The following is a 21,605-nucleotide window of genomic DNA, read 5'->3' as shown; positions in this document are numbered from 1 at the left end:
GCTTGCTCGCGATGGCGTCAGGTCAGTCTCATCCACACCTACTGACTCAGCCTCATCGCAAACAGGCTCGCCTCCACAATCAGCGCGCCGCCAACCGTGCCTTGCGCTGGCGACGGCTGATCAATGCCAGCCCAACGGCTACAACCAGCACTACGCTGCCCACTTGCACCCAGATTTTATAGGGCCGCAACGCCGAGCGAATCGGACTCAGCGCCTGCGTGACATAGCGCTTGTCTGCCTTGTCAAAGTCCGGAAATGGACATAACTCCCCAAAATGCCATCCCCATTCCACGTAAGGCCCTTCCTCTATATACCGCCGGTACAACGCTCCCTGCTCTTCAGGGCTTGAATTGTATCTCCATGCATAACACAGCACCGCTGCAAACGCCTGGCTGGTATGGGGTAGATTGTCCGCCGCCCGACTCGCCAATGCAGTGGCGACAAACCGATAGTGATATCGCTGGTCCGGTTCGGCTGCGCTGGCCTGTTGCCTTTGCACCTCGCCTTCAGACAATAAGGGGCCAACCTTCAGTTCCACTGGTTCAAAACTGTAGTTGCCTTCCAGACTGGCGTAATCCGGCGCCATCTCATAAGCGAGCAGCTGCATGCCCATGTCGCGCGCTACCGTGGACGCAAGGAAATACGCCTTGGCGCGTCCGGTCGGCCACCATTTGGACTCGGCATCCTTGCGCATTTGCCCGTAATATTCGGCACTTACCTGCAGCTGAACGCTGTCGAAATACGCCGGTGCTTCGTCGTAGCGCCCCTCGCGCAGCAGACGACGACCCAGCAGGTTACGCAGTTTCGCCGGCACCGACAGTTGTACATAATTGTCCCGCTCTTCCTGGCTCAATGGCGGCGGAGCCGTAACCTGGGCGTCTACGTATTGCTTGAGTTCATCGACCGTCAGCACGCGCTCGGCGACCGTCGCGGCGTCATACCAATAATTGTTGCCGCCGCGATAAAGCTGATCGAACGCTTGCAGGTAATCACCACGCTGCAACGCTAGGATCGCGCTTTCACCTTCGACCCGGCACTTGGGCTGGACCGTCTCGTAGTCCCAGTCCGGCGTGCGTCGATCGCCCCAGGATTCCTCCTTCGGAAATGCCTGGGCGGCCTTGGCATAAGCCGCCGCCGCAGCAACCTTGTCTCCGTCGCGCAGGGCGAGTTTGGCGCGCACCCACCAGGCCAGCCCAGTGTCGGCGGCTTTATCCACGAAAGCCTTGGCGCCGGAGTAGTCGCCGTGTTGATAACTCACCGCAGCCAGGCGATCCGCATCGTCCAGGTTGCCCCGGGCGCTGGCCTGCAGCAACTTGACGAGTTGTTTCTCGCCGGATGGCTCTTCGCCGTCCCACCAGCCGACGCGGCTGAGCAAATACGCCGTCGCCAGGCGCTGGACGCCTTTGGTCTTGAGCAATTCCCTCAGGCGCTCGTCGGATTCGAGCTTCAGGCTACTCGCCAACTGCAACAACGAGCTGTAGCCGACCGGAGAACCCTGCAGGTTCTGGGTCGCGTACAGCCCGATGGCACTGTCCCAGTCATCGGCGGTATAGGCCACCCTGGCCTCCTCACCGAGACTGGCGACGCCCAGTTCCAACGGGTCGCTGAAACCGGCGACGCTCAACTCTCGGGCCTGGCGAAAGGCTTGGCGCGCCTGATCCCGCAAAATAGTGGGGTCGCCGCGACCGGCCTCGGTGCTCATGGCGAACAACGCGCGGCCCAGGGAATAGGCCGCCCAGGTGCTGCGCAGGCGGCGCTCGTCGGCGGGCAGCGCCAGCAATTGTTGCAATGATTCGGCGGCGCGCTGGTGATCGCCAGCGTTGAAAGCCGCCGCGCCCACCGCGTACAAGCGCAGCTCGGCGGGCAGGTTCGCCGCTTCGCTGGCGACCTGCTCAACATCGCCCACTGCTCGCAGCCGCTCTACCACCGCTTGTTGCGGTGGCGTCAGGCCGAGCTGTTCGGCTTTGTTGCGTTGTTCAACGTAGGAGGCCACATCGTCATAACTGTAGTCGGGGTTGCGCGTCGCATCCGTGGTTGGCTTCAGCCCCGCAATGGCCTGACCGAGACGGCTGACCTCGAAACGAAAGCTGCCTTCGGGCAACTCCGCCAAGGATTGGGCCCGGTTATCCAGCAGGCGCATGGGGAACTCCGGTCCACAGGCCAGCGCCTGGCCCATGGGCAGGCTGAGGCTCAGGCATAGCAGGCGACGAGGCCACTTACGGGTAGACATTGAAACCTCCTTGGTCAATTTTTGTGCAGCGCGCCCAGCCGATCGCCCGTTGGGCACCGGCAGCCAGGCGACCTTCCTGAATGCGCGTGAAGGTAAGCACTCCGGGGGTATGTTGCAATGCATAACCCGACAGGGCATCGACCCCGTCACATGCGCCCACCGTCAGCGTCAGCCGCTGGGGCCAAGCGCTGTCGAGATTGCCCTGGTTCACCAGCCAGATATCGTAGAGGCCGTCCTGCTCGTCAATGCGCACCGCCATACGACTGTGGAGCCTGTCGCCACGGGCCACCGCGCCAAGGGTGGCCAGGCTCCATGCCCGTCGATCTCCCGGCAGCGGTAACCGAAACCAGACGATTCCGGCCAGGTGCCCAGGCGGTTCGGCGCGCAGCTTTGCCGTCAGGTCGGCGACCTGTTGTGGATCGGCCCGCAATTCCCGGCGTTCGCCGCCCCGGTCGATAGGCACTTCGCTTTCCACCACGGGCGCACCGTTTTCCTGGGTCAGCAGCGCGACACCATACGCCGGCAAGGCCAAATAGAACGGCCGCGCGGTGATCTCGCCCCAGCGTTCGGCCCAACGCCTGGCCTGTTGCGCATCGAACAGACCTTGGCGAGGATCGCTGACCGCATGGACCTGCAAGACGCTACTGTCCACGGTCGCCAACAATTCAGGCAACTCGGGGCTATCGAGCCAGGCCGGCAGCGCCGTGATGCTGAGCTGTAGCGTGGTGGGTAAGGTTTGTCGCAACCGGGTGAGAAAGGTCCGGTACGCCGGTAGCCGTGCAGTGCCCGCATCGTGATCGATTTCCACACCCATCGGCACCAGGCCCTGGGCCCGCCAGTGGGCCAGCAACTGTTGGATCTGTGCGATCACATCGTCCTGGTCCAGAGATCTGAGCTGGCCGTCCAGACGAATCACCGCAACCAGCGGTCGGCCGTCAGCCTTGAGCAATGCGGGGTCAATACGCGCACGGCTCCAGCCAGCTCCCGGAAACGCCTGCAACGCCAACACCCGCAAGCTGGAAAAATCGCCGTGGCTTTGGCGCAGCGCGCCTTCGTGGGCCGGCGTCCACTGGCGTTGCCAGACATAGAGCTGTTGATCAAGGACGGCAGGCGCGGGCTGGTCACAGCCGCTCAGGAACAACGCGGCGAAGACCAGCGCCAGCCTGTGGATAAAAGTCATGAAACGCAGCCAACCGAGAAAGGTTGGCAGATTAACCCTTCCAGGTTCCTTCAGAAACCGCTGGCGGGGGCATTGCCCCCGCCATAACCGGCCAGGCGCTCAGACTTCTGTCTGCAATCCCGCAGCCGTACGCGGCATCCCGACGAAGCCAGGCAGGGCTTCGATCCGCGCCAGCCATGCGCGCACATGGGGATAGTCTTGCAACGAAACATTACCCTCGGGCGCGTGGGCGATGTAGCTGTAACTGGCGATGTCGGCAATGGTCGGGGCGTCGCCGACCAGATAGGCGCTGTTGGCCAGGGCTTGGTCGATGACTTTGAGCAGGCTGTGGGCACGGGCGATCACCTCTTCGGCATTATGAGAGGCACCGAACACCGTGATCAGCCGCGCCGTGGCCGGTCCGGCATGCAGTGGCCCGGCGGCTACCGACAACCAGCGCTGGACGCGAGCGGCGCCGACCGGGTCCGTTGGCAGCCAACGGCCCTGGCCGTACTTGTTTGCCAGGTACACCAGGATCGCGTTGGAGTCAGCCAGTACCACGCCGTTGTCATCAATGGCCGGCACCTGGCCAAACGGGTTGATCGCCAGGAAATCCGCTTGTTTGTGCGCGCCCTTGGCCAGGTCGACAAAGCTGATCTCCACAGGCAGATCGAGTAGCGAGAGCATCAGCTGCACACGGTGGGCGTGGCCCGAGAGTGGAAAGTGATAGAGCTTGATAGGGTTCATGGTCGACTCCGCTCAGAGATGACGCCATCAGCAGAACGGCGTCGATGGCCCATCTTCTGCCCAAGCCCGACGCTGTGGAATCACCTGCAAACGCAATCCATTATTTCTGCTGGCGAAACAATGCGTCAGCCTTTCAAGGCCGGGTGTTCTCGCAACGCGCCGACCATGAAGTCGACAAAGCTGCGCACCCGCGCCGACGCATTGCGCCCGCCCTGATACACCACGTGGATCGGCAGGGGCGGCAGCTCGAATTCCTCCAGGACGATTTCCAGCTCACCGGCAGCCAGGTTGCCGGCCACTTGGTAAGACAGCACCCGCGTCATCCCCAAGCCTTGGCACGCCGCAGTGATGGCGGCCTGATTGGCCGTCACCACCAGCCGCGGCGCGGGCCGGACGGACAATGGCTGGCCGGCCTCGACAAAGGTCCAGTTCTTGATCTGGCCGATCGCCGATGAAGACACCACCGGCATCCGCTCGAGGTCTTGAGGGTGCCGCGGAAGGTCGTGGCGGGCAAAGAAATCCGGGGAGCCACACACCACCCGCCGCACCTCACCGACACGTACGGCGTGCAGGCTGCTGTCGGGCAGCTCGCCGATGCGCACGGCCACGTCTATGCCCTCCTCCACCATGCTGACGGTGCGATCGAGCAGCAAGGCGTTGACGCAGACCTCGGAGAAGCGACCCAGATAATCCACCAGCAATGGCGTGACAAACAGCTGTCCGAACAGCACGGGTGCCGTGATGGTCAATTGCCCGCGGGGTTGGGCGTGACTGCCCGCGGCGGAATCCTCGGCTTCCTGCAGGTCGCCCAGGATCCGCCGGCTGTCATCGAGAAAGCGCTGGCCGGCTTCACTCAGGTAGACGTTGCGTGTAGTCCGTACCAACAACGGCGTACCGATGCGTTGCTCCAACGCAGCCACTGCGCGCGTCACGCTGGCCGCCGACAAACCCAGGCGTCGCGCAGCCGATGAGAATCCCGACTCCTGGGCCACGGCGACAAACACCTGCATTTCCTGGAACCTGTCCATCCATCCTCCGATGAGAAATCCTGATACAAGTTTTGTACACGCCGAAAAGCCGCGGCGGACGCCATTGTAGGGGGCTTGGCAAGCGAACCGTAGCCAGCCGCGAGGCCATAGGCCAACAATGGCTACTGGGCTTGATACCATCCAGCACACTGTTATGAAAAACTCATGACCATTAAATGAAATCTTGTGGGAGCGAGCCGTTCCCGCAAGGTGTGTGATTGGTTAGACCCGAAGGCCGTTTTCCGTGAATATTGTCCACCGCCCCCTGACTCATCCCCTCGCGCGCCTCATCGCCTTGGCGGGATGCGTCCTCTTGGTCCCCATGGGACTGCGCGTCGCATTGGGCTGGTCCGACCCGCTGGGCTATCTCTCGGATATCGCCATGGGCACCCTGCTGGTCGTCCTGCTCTATCGGCGTCCCTGGTGGCTGGCCTTGCCCGTGTTGCTGGCATGGTGTGTATTGACGCTCACCAGTATCGAGCTGGTCAACGCGGTCGGGCGGATGCCAACGCCTGCGGACATCCAGTACCTGACCGACCCACAATTCGTCGAGAACTCCAGCAGCGGCGGCTTCGCGCATCCCTGGCTCGCGGCAGTCATGTTGACAGCCCTGGTGCTTTGCCTGGCCGTCCAGTGGGCCAATCGAAGCCGCCAGGCCCCGCCCTTGCCGCGCCACGCCTGGGCCATGCCGACAATGCTGTTGCTGGCCCATGCCGGCGTTCAAAGCTGGCGCCCCAGCGAGGCGGATCAGTGGAACCTGTTCAACCTGCCCCACCAGCTCATGACCGCCAGCGTCGCCGCCGGGCAAGAACATCTGGAGCAGTGGCTGGCGGGCAACACGCCGGAACCGCTTCCCCCCATGGAAGGGCTGACCCGCCTGGACCTGGAGGGGCAAAAGCTGCTTGCCGCCCCGGGCCGCGCGCGCAATGTGCTGATCATCGCCCTGGAAGGCATTCCGGGTGCCTATCTGGAAACCAACCGCCAGGCTTTGCAAAGCAGCTATCACGCGAATCTGATGCCGCGCCTCAGCGCCTGGTCGGAGCGCGGGATGAACACGCCCGACTACGTGCTGCACAGCCACCAGACCATCCGTGGCCTGTACGCGATGCTGTGCGGGGATTACGACAAACTCGACAACGGCACGCCCAAGGGCGTCGAGATGCTGAACCAGACCCAGCGCAACCAGGCCTGCCTGCCCGCCCAGTTGCGCAAGCACGGATTCTCCACCCACTTCCTGCAAGGTGCCGGGCTGCGGTTCATGGCCAAGGACCGGATCATGCCGCATATCGGCTTCGATACGACCCTGGGCATGGAGTGGTTCACTCGACCGGCTTACCTGGAGTTTCCCTGGGGCAAGGATGACAAGACCTTTTTCGAAGGCGCGCTGGATTACGTCGGGCAACTGCAACAAGCGGACAAGCCGTGGATGCTCACCCTGCTGACGGTAGGCACGCACCAACCCTACTCGGCACCGGACGATTATCTGGAGCGCTACGACACCGCCAAGCAGGCGGCTGTGGGCTATCTGGACGACGCGCTGGACGTCTTCCTGACGAGCCTTGAACACCAGGGAAATCTGGACAACACCCTGGTGGTCATCACCTCGGACGAGTCCCATGGCATCGACGACGTGCGCCTGGCATCGTCCTGGGGTTTCAACCTGACTCTGGCACCAGAGCCCTTGCCGGCAATCAAGCAAGGGGTGCATGGCCATGTCGACCTGACCGCTTCGGTGCTCGATTACTTCGGTTTCGACGTGCCAACGTCCCTGTCCGGCCGCTCGATGTTCAGGCACTACGCGACGGGCCGGGAAATCATGTCGTTCACCAACGGCAAGCTGCGCTATCACGATGGCAAGGGCACCTTCACCGAATGTGATTTCCTGCAACGCTGCCGTGACTACAAGAGCGAGGGTTTCATCGCCGATCGCGCCACTTACGCCGGGCAATACAGCGGCCAGCGCGCCCGGCTGATCGCCGCGCGGGCCACCGCCCTGGACCAAACGCTGCTGGCGACGCCCCTGAACCAGCATTACCAGTTTGGCAGCAACGAAAAAATCCCGCTGCCCGCCCAGGTTTCCAACGATTGGACCGACAACCTGATCGGCGCCCAATACCTGGAAATGCCCAAGGGCACCCGCACACGCGTCAGCCTGACCATTCGCGCGGTGGACACTGGCCACGCCGCGTACATTTCACTCAAGGCCAAGGAATTCGAGCAGGACGTGCCGATGGACTTGCCCACCGACGTGGCGGTTACCATGGATCAACCGCTGGTGATGGACATCCATTTCGACAACCCGCAACCGCGCAAGGCGTTCTCTTTCCACTTGCTGGGTCATGGTGTGGGCGCTATCGAAATCAGCGACTTCAGCGTTGTGACCGAGCTGCCCGACCAGACCGACCAACCGGAATATCTGGATGACATGCAGGACGACAGCGAGGCGCAGTCCAGCTGAAAGCAAAAACGCGCAGCCGCTGGGGGGCGGTTGCGCGTCAGGTTCACTCAATGCCTGGTTCGATCAGTCACTGACCAGTTGCATGATCTCGAAGGCATTCAACGCCGCGCCCCGCAGCAACTGATCGCCGCTGATGAACAGGTCCAAGCCGTGTTCGCCGTAGATCAGGTTGTAGCGAATCCGGCCAACCTCGACCGCATGCTTGTAGGTCGATGTCATGGGCATTGGATAAACGCCCTGCTGGGGTTCGTCCACCACTTCGACGCCCGGCGCAGCCGCTAGCAACTCGCGCACCTGGGCCAGCGATTGCACCGGTTTCTTGAAGCGCAGGCTCAGGCTCTCGGCATGGGAGCGCAGGGTCGGCACCCGCACCGCCGTGGTGCTGATGGCCAGCTCCGGTTCGCCCAGGACCTTGCGCAGCTCCCAGACCACTTTCATCTCTTCGCGGGTGTAGCCGTTGTCTTCGAACGAATCGACTTGAGGGATGACGTTGAACGCCAGGTTATGGGCGAAATTCTCGCTACCGTCCTGGTCGCCGTAGTCGCTGAACGCCTTGGCCTTTTCCCGCAGCTCGAGCATGGCCGGCTGCCCCGCGCCGCTGGCGGCCTGGTAGGTGGAAATGATCGCGCTTTCGAGCCCGAAGGTTTCGTGCAACGGCCCCAGCACCATCAGCGCAATGGCCGAGGAACAGTTGGGGTTGGCGATCAGCTTTTCGCCCTTGTAGCGCTGACCATTGATCGGCGGTACCAGTAGCGGAATGTCTGGGTGATAACGAAAAGCCGATGAGTTATCGATGACATAAGAGTTTTCAGCCAGGCGCTCGCCATATTCCAAGGCAAACGATCCGGAAACGCACAGGAAGACGATATCGCACGAAGCGCAGCCTTCGACCGAAAAAGGCTCGATCAGGTGCTCGGTATTGCCAGCCTTCAAGCGCTTGCCGGCCGAACGCTCAGAGGCCATGCAGACCACTTCGTAGTCGGTTTCTTCAAGCAATTGCAGCATGGTCATGCCCACTGCACCGGTGCAACCCACCACGGCGACTTTCTTCATTTCGATTCCCTTATCCTGAAAAACCCGCGCCGCTGTAGACGGCGCAGGCGGGTATGTCATGCCGTACGCATTTGCACGGACAACCTGGCGGCTGCCGCTGCACGCTGGACCCGAATGGAATTCAACGTGAACAATGCAAGCGCCAGCCAGATGAACGAAAACGCCGCCAGTTTCAACGATGAGACCGGTTCACCATAAACGAACGCCGCCAACAGGAAGTTGCAAATTGGCGGGACAAACTGCAAGAAGCCCAGCGTGATCATCGACAACTGCTTGGCCGCCAGACTGTACCACCACAACGGCAGCACCGTGATCAGGCCCGTCGCGATCAGCAACACGTCGCGGGTGCCCGATTGCAGGAACTGATGCCCTACTCCCTGGGCTTGGGCCAGCAGCAGGAACAGCGCCGCGAACGGCAACAGTACGGCAATTTCCAAGGTCTGGATGACCACCGGATCGCCCGGGACCTTTTTCTTGAAAATGCCATAGAAGGAATAGCAGAAGCCGATGACCAATGCGATCCACGGGAAGGAATGCAGGTTCAGCAGTTCGAACGCCATCAGCGTCACGCCAGTGACGGCCAGGAATATCGCCCAGGTCTGCAATGACGTGAGGCGCTCCTTGAAGATGACCCGCGAGACCACCATGCTCATGATCGGGCTGAGGAAATAGCCGAAAGCCACCTCCAGCACGCGCCCAGTCATGATCCCGTAGATGTACATCAGCCACCACAGCCCGAGGACCGCCGACACTGTCAGCACATTCGCCGGACGCACCGTCTTGAGGGTCGAACGCAACGTTCCTACCCGGGCGGTCAACAGTACCAGGGCGAGGAGAAACAGCTCGGCGAAGACGACCCGCCAGGACAGCAGATGATAGGCATCGAGCCCGGCCAGCGGCTTGTACCAGAGCGGGTACGAGCCCCAGAGCAGCGTGGCGCCGAGCCCGAAGGCGACGCCTTGTCCGGATTCATTCTTGGCGGTCATTGACGTCCTCCGGCGTTGAGTTTGCGCTCGATACCATCCCAGTACACTTCCATCAGGTGCAGGTACTGTTCAATGCCTTCGGCGAACAGGCGACGCTCTTGCGGTGTTTGCAGGTGCTTTTCCATGACGTTGAACACAGCGTTGGAATGCCCGACTTCGACTTCCATATGCAGCGTCCAGAAGAACCGTCCACGCTCGCTGACGCCTTCCTTGATCAGGCCATCGTTGTACTTGGAAACCATCGAGGCCGACATCGCCTCGTCGGCGAACAATCCGCCCAGGGCCTTTTGCAGGGGCGGCTTGCTGTAGAGCGCGCAAATTCCGTCATTCAAGGCCTGGGTGCTGGGCAAGCACTTGTAGGCTTCGATCTGCTCTTCGCTGATGCCCTTGTCGTGCAGGAACTTGCGATACAGGTCGGAGTGGGAGTGCGTTTCACCCAGTTCGTCGCGGGCATTGAACGCGATCGTGCGCAGCACCGCTTCGTCACGAGTGATGGTGGAAATGCCACACACGTAGAACGGCAGGTACTTAAAGTAATGCAGGGTTTCCAGGTACAGCACCTTGCTTTGCTCCGGCGGCAGGCCGTGCTGGGCGTAGGCATTGAGGAACGGATGTTCGGTCGCTCGATGCTTGAGAATGTAGTCGATCTGCTCATCCATGAACGATTGAAGTTCCAGGTCGACACCTTCGTTGCGCACGACGTAAGCGGTTTCGGACTGAAATGTTTCTTGGGTAATGGACATGGCCTGCTTCCTTGAGCCCCGGGGGCAACGTTGATTTTGAAATATGAACCGGGCGGACACCCATCCGCCCGGCCGGTTGCCGTCAGGCTTCTTCGGTGCTCCGGGCCTTGGTGTCCCAGATCACTTCAATGCTTTCGTGGGCGACGTCGGTTCGCCGGTCATGGGCGCTTGCCCAACAGGTGTTGAGGATGATCCGAGTGGTTTCCTGTTGGATCGGCACGACGTGGTGCAACGTGGTGTCGGACTTGAGGAAATACACATCGCCCTTGAGGTGGTGGTAGGACTTGATCGGGTTGTTGAGGATGTACTGCCAGATCTGCGGGTTCTGCTTGTCCCACTCGCTGTGTGGCACGCATTGCAGCACGCCGCCGATCGCCGGGTCCTCGGGTGCTTCGATGATCCAGATCATGGTGTAGGGGTAATCGCCCCAATGCCAGCCGTGGGTATCGCCCGGGTGGCTCAGCTTGGTGATCAGGTATTGCTCTTGCTCCCAGCAGGACGCCAAGTCATCGCCCGCGATGTTGCCGAGAAAATTGCGCAGCGACTCCGATTGGTAGAGCGCAGGGATGAACGTCCCGCCCTCGGCGATCTCTGGTTGGTTGACGTTGTACATCTTGCGGTAAGTATTACCGGTGGAAGGAACCGTAACATCGCGACGTACCGAATATTCATCCAGCAAGGCATGAACTTCGGTGTGAACGTTTTCCAGGATTCTTTTTGGCAGAAAGGAAAAGTTCTTGAAGTTGAAATAACCGTCGCGGCGAAATTCATTACGAATCTGCTTCATCCGGTTTTCATCTTGCAAAATAGCCTGGAAATGCCTGGCCAGTTGTTGCTCCATGGCTTCAATGACCAAGCTGGATGTTTGTTCGCTCATTTATCGCTCCATTCCATTGTTATCGGTCGGTGTTACAAATCCGTTGGGGGATGACACTCTCGCCATTGACGGAGTGCCGGTCGCAACTTTCTTGTTATGCAGATTCATCAGCGGGCCGGTCATCAGCGTGGTGACGATGGTCATCACCACCAGGGCGGTAAACAGCTCGCTGCCGATGATCCCCATGTCCAGGCCGATCTTGAGCACTACCAGCTCCATCAGCCCGCGGGTATTCATCAGTGCCCCGACGGTCAGGGAATCGGACCAGGAGCATCCCACCAGCCGGGCGCCCAGGGCGCTGCCGGCCACTTTGCCGGTAACAGCCACCACCAGGATCACCAGCAGCACCCAGACGCCAAGGCCCGAGAAGGCCGAGGAGGTTGTGCTCAAACCTGCAAGGGCGAAGAAGCACGGCATCAATATGATCAACGACACGTGTTCCAGCCGCTCGATGATCATGTCCAGCAGGCCCTGGTCCCGTGGCAGGCACAGGCCGAACAGGAAAGCCCCGAACACGGCGTGTACTTGCAGCGCGTGGGTCAGGCTGCCGTAGATCATCACTCCGGCCAGCAGCGCCACCAGCACCATGGGTTGCGCGAGTTTTCCTTCAGCGGCGAGCCAGCGCGCCAGCAACGGCTTGAGCACCAGGAACGAAAAGACCACCAGCGACAACAGACAGGCGCCTCGCAAACCCAGGGCCATCCAGTTGTCGTCCTGGCCATTCACCATGGCGACGGCTGCTACCAACATCCACGCCACCACGTCGCTCATGGCGGCAGCCAGCAAGGCAATCGCACCTGTTTGCGTGCCGAGCATGCCTCGCTCCTTGAGGATCCGCGCCAGAACTGGAAAAGCGGTCACGGAGAACACGGTGCCGATGAACAGGACGAAACCCAACCGAGAGGTTCCGGGCGTGGCGAAATGCTCGAACAGCCAAGGGGCTATCGCGGCGCCGAGGGAAAAAGGGATCACTATGCTGAAAGCGCCGATGACCATGGCCTTGAAGCCGGTCTTGCTTTGCTTGAGAGGGAAGCGAAACTCGGCACCAATGACGAACATGAACAACAAGATGCCCAGTTCACTCAATACTTTCAGTTGGGTAATGGCAGTGCTGTCAAATAGCTGCTGATGGAAGGCGGGAAACAACTGACCGAGTACAACAGGCCCCAATACAAAGCCGGCTATCATTTCGCCAACAACCTGAGGTTGCCCCAAGCGATTGAATACCGCGCCCAAAAGTTTTGCTGACAACATCACAAACAGAATCTGGATCAGCAACATAGTCCATTCCCTTACAACGTCCAGGTTAATCCGGTTACAACTGACAACTCCTCGACACCGCCGAAATCCGTTGGCAGCGTCGTTAACAGAAATCAATCAGATGCGCACACTCGCGCAGCTCGCACTTATCGAACTTCTGTAGAAGCAGGAATAAATCTGGAAGTGACAATCCTCTACCGGCGCGATGGGGTGGGGTACCGGTAATGCGACAGTCACCTTTGTGGGGTGCGGCCGTCTTGGTTTTCCTGATTGCCTGGCAGCGATTGTAGGGGCATGGGATCGTCCGCTACAGTGCAGCAGACGACAATAATCGGTGAATTTACGCCAAATGCACGCTCATCCCGGAACAGTGGCAATCCTCGTTTATGAGGGCCTTTGCGTATTCGAGTTCGGTATCGCCCTGGAGATATTCGGGCTGCCACGCCCAGAATTGGACGTCCCTTGGTACACCCATCGCATCGTCGCGGTCGACCAGGGCCCGATGCACGCGCTGGGGGGCTTGCAGATTTCCGTCGATGCCGGCCTGGAAGCGCTTGAAACCGCACAGACCATCATCGTGCCCGGTTGGCGCAGTCGTCTCGAGCCGCCTCCAGAGGCTTTGTTGCAGGCCCTTAGGCGAGCCCACGCCCGCGGGGCACGCTTGCTGTCGATCTGCTCGGGGGTCTTCGTGCTCGCCGCCACGGGGCTGCTCGACGGCGAGACCGTGACCACCCATTGGCAATTCTCCCAGGAACTGGCCGAGCGATACCCCAGCATCAAGGTCGACCCCAACGTGCTCTACGTCGATCTGGGGCAACTGATCACCTCAGCCGGCAGCGCCGCCGGGATTGACGCCTGTCTGCATCTGATCGCACGGGATTTCGGCACGCATATCGCCAATTCGGTGGCGCGGCGCCTGGTCATGGCGCCGCAACGAACCGGCGGGCAATCGCAATTCATCGTCGCGCCGGTGTGCAAGTCACCGCGCAACGAGCTGACGCGCGTGCTGCAATGGATTCGCGAGAACCTCGATCAACCGCTGAGCGTGGCCGACATGGCGGCTCGCGTGGCGATGAGCGAGCGCACGTTTTTGCGGCGTTTCATTGAGACAACCGGCCTGTCGCCCAAGGTCTGGCTGCAGCAGGAACGGCTGAACCGGGCAAGGGAAATGCTGGAAAGCACGGACCAGAACACCGCCGGCATCGCACACGCCTGTGGCTACCGGTCAGTGGAAAGTTTTCGCGCGGCCTTCCGCAACGCGGTAGGCCTGGCTCCCTCCGCCTATCGCGAAAGGTTCGGCAGCGGCGAGATCAGCAAACAGGCTGCCTGGGTCGCCAACTGCTGAAACCGGCGTCAATCGAGCAACCGATGCAGCTTGGCGTACTGCAACAGCATGATGGTCTTGCCGTCACAGATCTCCCCCGTCTCGATCATGCCCAGGGCCTGGTCGAGCGGCATTTCCAATACTTCGATCTCCTCACCTTCGGCCTCGAGCCCTCCTCCTTCGTGCTGCTTGTCCTCGTCGAAATATTCACCGACGAAAAAATGCACGCGCTCGGTCACCGATCCCGGGCTCATGAATGCCTCGAACACCTTGCGCACGTCCTGGACGATGTACCCGGTTTCCTCCTGGGTTTCCTTGCGGATGCAGGTTTGTGGATCATCGTTATCCAGCAGGCCGGCGCAGGTTTCGATCAGCAAGCCGTCGTGCCCGTTGACGAACGCCGGGAAGCGGAACTGCCGGGTCAACACCACCGTTTGCTTGGCCTTGCTGTAAAGCAGGATGGTGGCGCCGTTGCCGCGATCATAGGTTTCACGCGCCAATTCACGCCATTGGCCATCGCGGCCGAGGTAGTCGTAGGTCGTCTTGCGCAGGATGTACCAATTGTCCGAGAGAACTTCGACGTGCTTGATGCGCACGCGATCCTTGGTGCTGATGGCCTGTGTCATTCCACCCTCCATGTCCGGTGTCAAACCGGCAGGCTAGCAGAGCCGGGCCCGGTCACTCCAGCCCAGCGGCGAACACTTTGCCTGGGTTCATCAACCCCAGGGGATCCAGCGTGCGCTTGATGGCCCGCATCAGTTCCATTTCCAGCGGGTCCTTGAACTGGGCCGCGGCCCGGGGCTTGGCTTGTCCAAGCCCGTGCTCGGCACTGATGCTGCCGTTGTAGGAGCTGGTCATCCGGTAGATGACGTTCATGATCGCCTGCTCCTGCGACTTGAACGCGGCATCGGCGTGGCCCAGCGGTTTGCTGATGTTGTAGTGCAGGTTGCCGTCGCCCATGTGGCCGTAGGACACAATGCGCACGCCGGGAAACTGGTCTTGCAAGGCCCGGTCGGTATGCTCGATGAATGCCGGGATCTGGCTGACCGGCACACTGATATCGTGCTTGAGGCTGGGCCCCTCATGATTCTGTGCTTCGGAGATACCCTCGCGCAGGGCCCACAACGCAGCGGCCTGGGCATGATTGCTGGCGATGACTGCATCCAGGACCCAAGCCTTTTCGAAAGCATGGCCGAGCCCGGTTTCAAGCAATTGGGCCAGCGGCGCATCGGGCACCGTGTCGCGCAGTTCGATCAACGCATACCACGGGTGTGGCTCCGCCAAGGGATCGCTGCAGCCGGCAACATGTTCCAGGACGAACTCCACGCTCTGGCGCGACATCATCTCGAAGCCTGTCAAACGGTCTGCGCAGAGGCCACGGACATGGCCGATCAAGTCCACCGCCGCCTGCGGCGAGGGCAGCGCGACCCAGGCGGTGGCCTTGCTGTGGGTGGCCGGGAACAACTTGAGTACCGCCGCCGTGATGATGCCCAGCGTACCCTCCGAGCCAATGAACCAATGTTTGAGATCGTAGCCGGTGTTGTCCTTGCGCAAGCCACGCAAGCCGTTCCAGATTCGCCCGTCCGGCAATACCACCTCCAGGCCCAGCGTCAGTTCGCGCATGTTGCCGTAGCGCAGCACCGCTGTACCGCCCGCGTTGGTCGCCAGATTGCCGCCTACCGTACAACTGCCCTCCGCCCCCAGCGACAATGGGAACAGGCGCCCGGCCTCACTGGCGGCTTCCTGCAATTGCCGCAGGATGCCCCCCGCCTCGACCGTGACGGTTTCATTGGCCAGGTCGATGTCGCGGATGCGTTTCATCCGGGTCAGGGACAACACCAGCTCAGTGCCGGAAGCATCCGGAATCGAGCCACCGCATAAACCGGTATTGCCGCCCTGGGGCACCACCGCCACCCTCGCGTCATGGCAAAGCCGCACCACTGCCGCCACCTCCTCGGTGGTGGCGGGCCTGACTACCAACGCGGCCTGGCCTTGATAGGCGTTGCGCCAGTCTGTCAGGTAGCTGGCCATGAGCGCCGGATCCCGTACCACGCCTGCGGCACCCACCACCTGCTCGATGCTGTGGATAAACTCAGGACTCAACGCCATGCCGCGCTCCTCATCGAACTGATCATGGACGCCGCCCGATCTCAACCTGGTCCGCCGTCCATCCCGCCACACGTTCGCTCAACGACAGCCCAAGGCCAGGCCGGGTCGGCACCAGCATTCTTCCGTCGCGGGTTTCCATGCGTTCGTTGAATAACGGCTCCAGCCATTCGAAATGTTCGACCCAAGGCTCGCGACTGTAGGTGGCGGCTAGATGGATATGCAGCTCCATCGCAAAATGTGGCGCGATCATCAGCCCCGCTTGTTCAGCCGCTGCCTGGACTTTCAGATAAGGCGTGATGCCGCCGACACGCGGCGCATCGGGCATGAGGTAATCGGCGGCGCGCAGTTTTATGAATTCCCTGTGCTCGGCCACGCTGGTCAGCATCTCGCCGGTGGCGATCGGTGTGTCGAATTGCTGGGCCAGGGCGGCATGACCTTCGGCGTCATAGCAATCGAGCGGTTCCTCGATCCACACCAGGTTGTATTGTTCCAACTGACGGCACATCCGTTGCGCGGTGGGCCGGTCCCACTGCTGGTTGGCATCGACCATCAGCGGGAACGCATCACCCAGGTGCTTGCGGATGGTGCTGACACGGTGCAGGTCCAGCGCCTGATCCGGCTGGCCCACCTTGAGCTTGATACCGCCAATGCCTTTTTCTCGAGAGATGTCGGTATTGATCATTAATTGCTCAAGCGGCGTATGCAAAAAACCGCCGGACGTGTTGTAGCACTGGACCGAATCACGGTGGGCTCCGAGCAGTCGCGCCAATGAGAGATTGGCCCGCTTCGCTTTCAGGTCCCAAAGCGCCACATCGAAGGCGCCAATCGCTTGGGTCGCCAGGCCGCTGCGGCCCACCGAAGCCCCGGCCCAGCACAGCTTGTCCCAGAGCTTGGCGATATCGCTGGGATTCTCGCCTATCAGGCCAGGGGCAAGTTCCCGGGCGTGGGCAAACTGCCCGGGGCCGCCGGCGCGCTTGGAATAGCTGAATCCCAGGCCATGATGGCCATCCCTGGTCTGGATTTCGACGAACAGCATGGCGATCTCGGTCATCGGCTTTTGCCGACCGGTCAGCACCTTGGCGTCACTGATAGGATTTGCCAGCGGCAGGAAAACCGAAGCAACACGAATCCAGGCGATACGGTCATCATCGGCCGAGGGCGAGTGAGTCAGGTCTTGCATGTCGATCTCCGGGCGTATCGGTTCAGTTGCTGCCACGCTTGACGGCGTGGCAGCAGCGAGAGCGGATGGATGCGCTGGACTAGCTGCGCATCAACTCGATGGCGGCGCTTTTCTTTTGACGGATCACGGTAACCAGGTGCCAGGAAATCGAGGCGGCGGCCAAAATCAGGAAACCGGCCGAGATAGGGTTGGCGAGGAAGCCGCTGAAATTCCCATCGGACAACATCAGGCCCCGGCGCAGGTTGGTTTCCGCCATGGGACCGAGAATGAAGCCAATGATGAAAGGCGCGATCGGCAAACCGCTCTTGACGAATCCATAGCCCAGCAAGCCAAACAGCAGCACCGCCCAGACGTCGAAGATCCGGCTGTTCAAGCCAAAGGCGCCGACGACGCAGAGCACCAGGATGATCGGCAACAGGATGTGCTTGGGCACCGCCAGCAATTTGATGAACATGCGCAGGCCATAGAACTCCAGCACCAGCATCATCACGGAAGCGAGGATCAGCGCGGCGAAGATCGTGTAGACCAACGGTGCCTGGCTGATGAATAGCAGGGGCCCGGGCTGGATCCCGTGGATCATGAAGCCACCCAGCATGACCGCTGTGGTGGTATCGCCGGGAATGCCAAGAGTCAGCAGCGGAATCATCGCCCCACCGATACCGGCGTTGTTTGCCGTTTCGCTGGCCACCACACCGTCGATCTTGCCTTTACCGAACTCTTCCGGGGTCTTGGAGCGTTTCTTGGCAACGATGTAAGAGACGATGTTCGACGTACCGGCACCGATGCCGGGCAGGATGCCAATACCCAGGCCGATCAGGGATGAACGGGTGGCATTGGGCAGCTGGCCGACGAATTCCTTCATCGAGAAACCAAAGCCTTTCACGCCTTTCATGCTGACGTGCTGCGGTTTGGCCCGGTGGCTCAGGCGTGCGCTTTCGGCGAACTTCAGCACTTCGGCAACCGCGAACATACCGATCATGACCGTGAGCATGGCAAAGCCGCCATTGAGACTCGGCAGATCAAAGGTAAAACGGCGGATGGCCTCGACCGGGGCGATCCCCACGGTGGAGAAGGCAAAGCCCAGGGCACCGGCAAACAACCCTTTGACCAAGGAGCCGGTGGACAGCGTAGCGATCAACGTCAGCGAGAAAATCGCAATGGAAAAATATTCGTGTGGGCCAAAGCTCAGCGCCAGATCAGCCAGGATCGGGGCGATGAACATCAGCGCGGCAATGCTGAAAATCGTGCCCAGGAACGAGAACACCACGCCAATCCCGAGGGCCTTGACGCCGTGGCCTTGTTTCATCAACGGCCAGCCATCGAACGTCGTCGCAATGGAGGCCGGCGTTCCCGGTATGTTGAGCAATATCGCCGATATCAACCCTCCCGAGGTGGCGCCGACGAACAGCGCGACCAGCAGGGCCAGGCCCGTGCCAGGCCCCATCGAATAAGTCAGTGGCAGACACAGCGCGATGGCCATGGTGGCTGATAGCCCGGGCACCGCACCGAAGACAATCCCCACCGCCACGCCAAGGAGGATGATGATGAAAACGTAGGGTGTGAGTATGGCCCCGAAGCCTTGTTGCATGAGTTCAATCATGGCCGTCCCCTAGAAATCCAATAAACCGACCGGCAGGAGCAAGTCGAAGCCATGGCGGAAGATGTAAAAGATCAACACCGACGAGACGACCGCGATCAGCCCGTATTGCAGGTGCTTGATTTTCTGTTCCGCAGGGGTCAGTACGATGAACTGGGCATAGAGATAAAGCACAGTCGTGATCACGAAACCCACCGGCTCCATCAGCGCTGTATACAGCAGCACCAACGCCAGGGATTTGAAGACCGTTGGGTAATCGATCGCCTCGGGTTTTTCCGCGGGTTCGGCACTTTTGTTCGGCAGCTTTCGCCAAGCCCACAATTGCAGCGCGCCCAACAGGCACAGCGACACGGCGAGCACCCAGGGCACAAACGCGGCATCGACCGTCCCGCGACGTGGCAGGTTCAAGGTCAACACCAGATAAGCCACGCCAGCGCCGAGCATGGCCAGGCCGGCGATCAGCTCGTTTCTTTTATAGGAATCCATACAGGCTCCTCTTGCTTGGAAGGACGGGGCGTCGGGTGCCTGCCAGCGAGGCGTGCGCCCGAGCCGCTACGCAGATTATTTAGCCTTACGCATCTCGTCCTTGAACTGCATGAAGCTGTCGCGGGTTTTGTTCAACGTGGCAATGGCTTCTTCGGTGCCCTGGAAACTGACCGGCTGTTTGAACGACTTTTTCAGCTCTTCGGCGTATTCAGGTTCTTCGGTGATTTTTTTCATGGTGTCGGCCATTTTCTTGACGATGGCCGGGTCGGTGCCTTTCGGGAACGCGACGACGTAAGGCTTGTCCAGAACCAGGTCCACGCCTTGCTCCTTGAACGTCTTGACGTCACCCAGCAGCGCGTTGCGCTCGGCGTTGGGTTGGCCCAGGGCGGTCATCTTGCCGCTGGAAATGTAATCCTGGACCGAACCATAGCTGATGGCCCCCAGATCGATCCGCTTGCCCAGCAAGGCGACGATCTTTTCCGAGACGGTGCCGCTGTCCACCATTTTCAATTTCACGCCGGCGAGCTTTTCAAACATCAAGCCTTGCAGGTGGGAGAAGTTGCCCATCTCGGTGCCGTAGGTGATGGTGCCGGGCTTGGCCTTGGCTGTTTCAATCAGTTGGTCGAGGCTGTCGATGCCCGAGCTCTTGGCCGAGACGAACACCGCGCCTTTGTCGACGCCAGCGATGCAGGAGATATCAAACGCATCGAAACGGTCTTCGGACAGCCCCGCCACTTCATTGACGATCAACTGGCCGGTGTGGGTGAAAAGAATGGTGTTGCCATCGGGCGCCGCGCTCTTCACCGCATCGGCGGCGATGGTGCCGCCCCCGCCGGCCATGTTGGTGACCACCATGGTCTTGCCGGTGACCTTGGTGAAGTACTTGGCCATCATGCGTGCGTTGAAATCGGTGTCCCCGCCAGCGTTGGCGATCACCACCACCTGTATCGGACGATTTGGCCAGTCGCTGGCATCGGCAGCGATCGCCGTCCCGGCAGTCAGGCTCAGGAAAGACGCGAGCAGTGAGGCATAGAGTTTTTTCTTCATTGTTGTTCTCCAAATACTGCCATTCAGTGTGAGGGGGAAACGGCTCGAGCAGCGCCTGCGCCAACGCTAGATGCCTGGCGGGACGGACGATGTCGATAAAGGGATGCGAGGGAGGAATCGGGTTGTGGTTGCAAGCAGGCGAAAGGGTTTTCAAGCGCCGACGCGAAGCGTGGCGGCAGCGCATCAGTGGCCGAGGCTGGCACGATCTGCAATGGATGGGCTGCAAGTGTGGAAACCATGACTGCGCCTTTCGTTTTTATTATTTTTTAATGTCATACGTTGTCGTACGACTGAATATCAACACCTATGCCCGGCATTGTCAACGCAGTTGTTCACTCGCCCATGAGGAAAGCGACAAACAGGAAAGGCGCGAATCAGAGGGCCCTCCGTAGCGCGTTTGCCCAAGGACGAGCCGGACCTTTTCCCAGCCCAAGAATAAACCCTTGGGTTTCAGGGGGTTAGTGCTCAAGCCTGGGGGCTTCTGATCGCTGGAAAAACTACTTGTGCCTGCATAACAAAGGGGGTCCCAACCCGTCCTGATTCGCGGCCGCTAGGAGTAGACGAGACATGGAACAAAAAAGATTTAAATCGCCCCAGCAACCTCGGGATCGGTACAGCGCGACATTTCGGCCATTTGAGAACGAACTCACTGACGTTCGTTGAAGCAACTTTGCGCTGGTAATGACAGGGTCACGTCAGCAAATTCCTTCACCATATAAACCGCCGATGCAGGGCAGAGCGCTGTGAATTCCTCGGAGTTGGAAATCACCTCCGGCGCTTGGGAGCGATCTCTGCGCTCGTATCCCCGAGCCTCGAAAAACTCGGGCGCCGTGTCGGTCAGAAGATGTGACCTAGGACAGGCTGAATATCTGATTTACCGCATATTCCAATAAACGTATATTCCCGTTTCCAGATATGAGCCACGCATTTCCCAGGAGGCCACATGCAGGAACCCCTGACACCCCTCGCCCTTTTCAAGTGTCTTGCTGACGAAACCCGAGCCCGGATGACCTTGCTGATTGCCCGTGAGGGCGAGCTTTGCGTATGCGAGCTCACCTGCGCGCTGGACGTGAGTCAGCCGAAGATCTCCAGACACCTGGCACAACTGCGTGAAGCGGGAGTCCTCATGGACCGGCGCCAAGGTCAATGGGTTTATTACCGGCTACACCCGTCTCTGCCTGAATGGGTGGGCGTCATGCTCAAGGGAATTGTTGATGCGAACAAGGAATGGTTGAGCACCGATGCGCTGCGTCTCGCAGAAATGGGCGAGCGGCCGCAGAGCCTGACCGCCTGTGCCTGACCTTTTCTTCCGCTGACAGAG

At 60.4% G+C, this 21,605-nt stretch carries 18 protein-coding genes; 3 read left to right on the top strand and 15 right to left on the bottom strand.

Annotation, left to right across the window (positions count from 1 at the left end):
- Nucleotides 1-79: 79 nt before the first annotated feature.
- From J3P92_RS00490 to J3P92_RS00475, 4 genes are all read right to left on the bottom strand, one after another.
- Nucleotides 80-2,230 carry a hypothetical protein gene (locus J3P92_RS00490; protein WP_434649581.1) on the bottom strand — a complete coding sequence of 717 codons (2,151 nt, stop codon included), beginning with the start codon at nucleotides 2,228-2,230 and terminating at the stop codon, nucleotides 80-82.
- Nucleotides 2,217-3,410 (bottom strand): DUF3142 domain-containing protein, encoded by a 1,194-nt coding sequence (locus J3P92_RS00485; protein WP_434649579.1) that lies wholly within the window; start codon nucleotides 3,408-3,410, stop codon nucleotides 2,217-2,219. The genes J3P92_RS00490 and J3P92_RS00485 overlap by 14 nt, the downstream gene beginning before the upstream one ends.
- A gap of 99 nt (nucleotides 3,411-3,509) precedes the next feature.
- Entirely contained in the window at nucleotides 3,510-4,136 is a 627-nt protein-coding gene (locus J3P92_RS00480; RefSeq protein ID WP_434561516.1) for a glutathione S-transferase family protein, read from the bottom strand.
- A gap of 125 nt (nucleotides 4,137-4,261) precedes the next feature.
- Nucleotides 4,262-5,164: a LysR family transcriptional regulator gene (locus J3P92_RS00475; RefSeq protein WP_434649577.1), complete on the bottom strand. Its 903-nt coding sequence runs from the start codon at nucleotides 5,162-5,164 to the stop codon at nucleotides 4,262-4,264.
- 244 nt (nucleotides 5,165-5,408) lie between these two features.
- Between J3P92_RS00475 and J3P92_RS00470 the strand changes: the two genes are divergently transcribed.
- On the top strand, nucleotides 5,409-7,622 hold the full coding sequence (locus J3P92_RS00470) for an LTA synthase family protein (RefSeq protein ID WP_434649575.1): 2,214 nt from the start codon (nucleotides 5,409-5,411) through the stop codon (nucleotides 7,620-7,622).
- 63 nt (nucleotides 7,623-7,685) lie between these two features.
- Here the strand turns inward: J3P92_RS00470 and J3P92_RS00465 are convergent, their stop codons facing one another.
- From J3P92_RS00465 to J3P92_RS00445, 5 genes are all read right to left on the bottom strand, one after another.
- On the bottom strand, nucleotides 7,686-8,675 hold the full coding sequence (locus J3P92_RS00465; RefSeq protein ID WP_420766075.1) for an aspartate-semialdehyde dehydrogenase: 990 nt from the start codon (nucleotides 8,673-8,675) through the stop codon (nucleotides 7,686-7,688).
- A 56-nt stretch (nucleotides 8,676-8,731) separates the two neighbouring features.
- Nucleotides 8,732-9,661 (bottom strand): EamA family transporter RarD, encoded by a 930-nt coding sequence (gene rarD / locus J3P92_RS00460; protein WP_420766074.1) that lies wholly within the window; start codon nucleotides 9,659-9,661, stop codon nucleotides 8,732-8,734.
- Nucleotides 9,658-10,404, bottom strand: coding sequence for an iron-containing redox enzyme family protein (locus J3P92_RS00455; protein ID WP_420766073.1), 747 nt, complete (start codon nucleotides 10,402-10,404; stop codon nucleotides 9,658-9,660). The genes rarD and J3P92_RS00455 overlap by 4 nt, the downstream gene beginning before the upstream one ends.
- 82 nt (nucleotides 10,405-10,486) lie before the next feature.
- On the bottom strand, nucleotides 10,487-11,281 hold the full coding sequence (locus tag J3P92_RS00450) for a HalD/BesD family halogenase (RefSeq protein WP_420766072.1): 795 nt from the start codon (nucleotides 11,279-11,281) through the stop codon (nucleotides 10,487-10,489).
- Complete coding sequence (locus tag J3P92_RS00445; protein ID WP_434651208.1) at nucleotides 11,282-12,535, bottom strand: cation:proton antiporter domain-containing protein; 1,254 nt, start codon at nucleotides 12,533-12,535, stop codon at nucleotides 11,282-11,284.
- Between the two features lie 355 nt (nucleotides 12,536-12,890).
- On the opposite strand from J3P92_RS00445, the gene ftrA reads away from it, so the two are divergent.
- Nucleotides 12,891-13,886: a transcriptional regulator FtrA gene (gene ftrA, locus J3P92_RS00440; RefSeq protein ID WP_434564170.1), complete on the top strand. Its 996-nt coding sequence runs from the start codon at nucleotides 12,891-12,893 to the stop codon at nucleotides 13,884-13,886.
- Nucleotides 13,887-13,894: 8 nt separating this feature from the next.
- Here the strand turns inward: ftrA and nudK are convergent, their stop codons facing one another.
- From nudK to J3P92_RS00410, 6 genes are all read right to left on the bottom strand, one after another.
- Nucleotides 13,895-14,491, bottom strand: coding sequence for a GDP-mannose pyrophosphatase NudK (gene nudK / locus J3P92_RS00435; protein ID WP_420766071.1), 597 nt, complete (start codon nucleotides 14,489-14,491; stop codon nucleotides 13,895-13,897).
- 52 nt (nucleotides 14,492-14,543) lie between these two features.
- Nucleotides 14,544-15,974 carry an FAD-binding oxidoreductase gene (locus tag J3P92_RS00430; protein WP_434649573.1) on the bottom strand — a complete coding sequence of 477 codons (1,431 nt, stop codon included), beginning with the start codon at nucleotides 15,972-15,974 and terminating at the stop codon, nucleotides 14,544-14,546.
- Nucleotides 15,975-15,996: 22 nt separating this feature from the next.
- A complete protein-coding gene (locus J3P92_RS00425) occupies nucleotides 15,997-17,154 on the bottom strand; it encodes an L-talarate/galactarate dehydratase (RefSeq protein ID WP_434649572.1) in 1,158 nt (385 codons plus the stop codon).
- A 79-nt stretch (nucleotides 17,155-17,233) separates the two neighbouring features.
- A complete protein-coding gene (locus J3P92_RS00420; RefSeq protein ID WP_420766068.1) occupies nucleotides 17,234-18,754 on the bottom strand; it encodes a tripartite tricarboxylate transporter permease in 1,521 nt (506 codons plus the stop codon).
- A gap of 9 nt (nucleotides 18,755-18,763) precedes the next feature.
- Nucleotides 18,764-19,237, bottom strand: a complete 474-nt coding sequence (locus J3P92_RS00415; protein WP_420766067.1) for a tripartite tricarboxylate transporter TctB family protein — start codon at nucleotides 19,235-19,237, stop codon at nucleotides 18,764-18,766.
- Between the two features lie 75 nt (nucleotides 19,238-19,312).
- Nucleotides 19,313-20,284, bottom strand: a complete 972-nt coding sequence (locus tag J3P92_RS00410) for a tripartite tricarboxylate transporter substrate binding protein (RefSeq protein WP_420766066.1) — start codon at nucleotides 20,282-20,284, stop codon at nucleotides 19,313-19,315.
- A gap of 943 nt (nucleotides 20,285-21,227) precedes the next feature.
- Here J3P92_RS00410 and J3P92_RS00405 point away from each other — a divergent pair.
- Nucleotides 21,228-21,584: a metalloregulator ArsR/SmtB family transcription factor gene (locus J3P92_RS00405; RefSeq protein ID WP_420766064.1), complete on the top strand. Its 357-nt coding sequence runs from the start codon at nucleotides 21,228-21,230 to the stop codon at nucleotides 21,582-21,584.
- The last annotated feature ends 21 nt before the right edge of the window (nucleotides 21,585-21,605 follow it).

The sequence above is a fragment of the Pseudomonas sp. D3-27 genome, assembly GCF_051132165.1.
Taxonomy (GTDB): Bacteria; Pseudomonadota; Gammaproteobacteria; order Pseudomonadales; family Pseudomonadaceae; genus Aquipseudomonas.
This window is presented reverse-complemented; position numbering and strand designations above follow the sequence as displayed.

What these genes read in the sequence shown, in the direction of transcription:
- J3P92_RS00490 (WP_434649581.1), bottom strand. Translation starts at nt 2,230, where the DNA reads ATGTCTACCCGTAAGTGGCCTCGTCGCCTGCTATGCCTGAGCCTCAGC.
- J3P92_RS00485 (WP_434649579.1), bottom strand. Translation starts at nt 3,410, where the DNA reads ATGACTTTTATCCACAGGCTGGCGCTGGTCTTCGCCGCGTTGTTCCTG.
- J3P92_RS00480 (WP_434561516.1), bottom strand. Translation starts at nt 4,136, where the DNA reads ATGAACCCTATCAAGCTCTATCACTTTCCACTCTCGGGCCACGCCCAC.
- J3P92_RS00475 (WP_434649577.1), bottom strand. Translation starts at nt 5,164, where the DNA reads ATGGACAGGTTCCAGGAAATGCAGGTGTTTGTCGCCGTGGCCCAGGAG.
- J3P92_RS00465 (WP_420766075.1), bottom strand. Translation starts at nt 8,675, where the DNA reads ATGAAGAAAGTCGCCGTGGTGGGTTGCACCGGTGCAGTGGGCATGACC.
- rarD (WP_420766074.1), bottom strand. Translation starts at nt 9,661, where the DNA reads ATGACCGCCAAGAATGAATCCGGACAAGGCGTCGCCTTCGGGCTCGGC.
- J3P92_RS00455 (WP_420766073.1), bottom strand. Translation starts at nt 10,404, where the DNA reads ATGTCCATTACCCAAGAAACATTTCAGTCCGAAACCGCTTACGTCGTG.
- J3P92_RS00450 (WP_420766072.1), bottom strand. Translation starts at nt 11,281, where the DNA reads ATGAGCGAACAAACATCCAGCTTGGTCATTGAAGCCATGGAGCAACAA.
- J3P92_RS00445 (WP_434651208.1), bottom strand. Translation starts at nt 12,535, where the DNA reads ATGTTGTCAGCAAAACTTTTGGGCGCGGTATTCAATCGCTTGGGGCAA.
- ftrA (WP_434564170.1), top strand. Translation starts at nt 12,891, where the DNA reads ATGCACGCTCATCCCGGAACAGTGGCAATCCTCGTTTATGAGGGCCTT.
- nudK (WP_420766071.1), bottom strand. Translation starts at nt 14,491, where the DNA reads ATGACACAGGCCATCAGCACCAAGGATCGCGTGCGCATCAAGCACGTC.
- J3P92_RS00430 (WP_434649573.1), bottom strand. Translation starts at nt 15,974, where the DNA reads ATGGCGTTGAGTCCTGAGTTTATCCACAGCATCGAGCAGGTGGTGGGT.
- J3P92_RS00425 (WP_434649572.1), bottom strand. Translation starts at nt 17,154, where the DNA reads ATGCAAGACCTGACTCACTCGCCCTCGGCCGATGATGACCGTATCGCC.
- J3P92_RS00420 (WP_420766068.1), bottom strand. Translation starts at nt 18,754, where the DNA reads ATGATTGAACTCATGCAACAAGGCTTCGGGGCCATACTCACACCCTAC.
- J3P92_RS00415 (WP_420766067.1), bottom strand. Translation starts at nt 19,237, where the DNA reads ATGGATTCCTATAAAAGAAACGAGCTGATCGCCGGCCTGGCCATGCTC.
- J3P92_RS00410 (WP_420766066.1), bottom strand. Translation starts at nt 20,284, where the DNA reads ATGAAGAAAAAACTCTATGCCTCACTGCTCGCGTCTTTCCTGAGCCTG.
- J3P92_RS00405 (WP_420766064.1), top strand. Translation starts at nt 21,228, where the DNA reads ATGCAGGAACCCCTGACACCCCTCGCCCTTTTCAAGTGTCTTGCTGAC.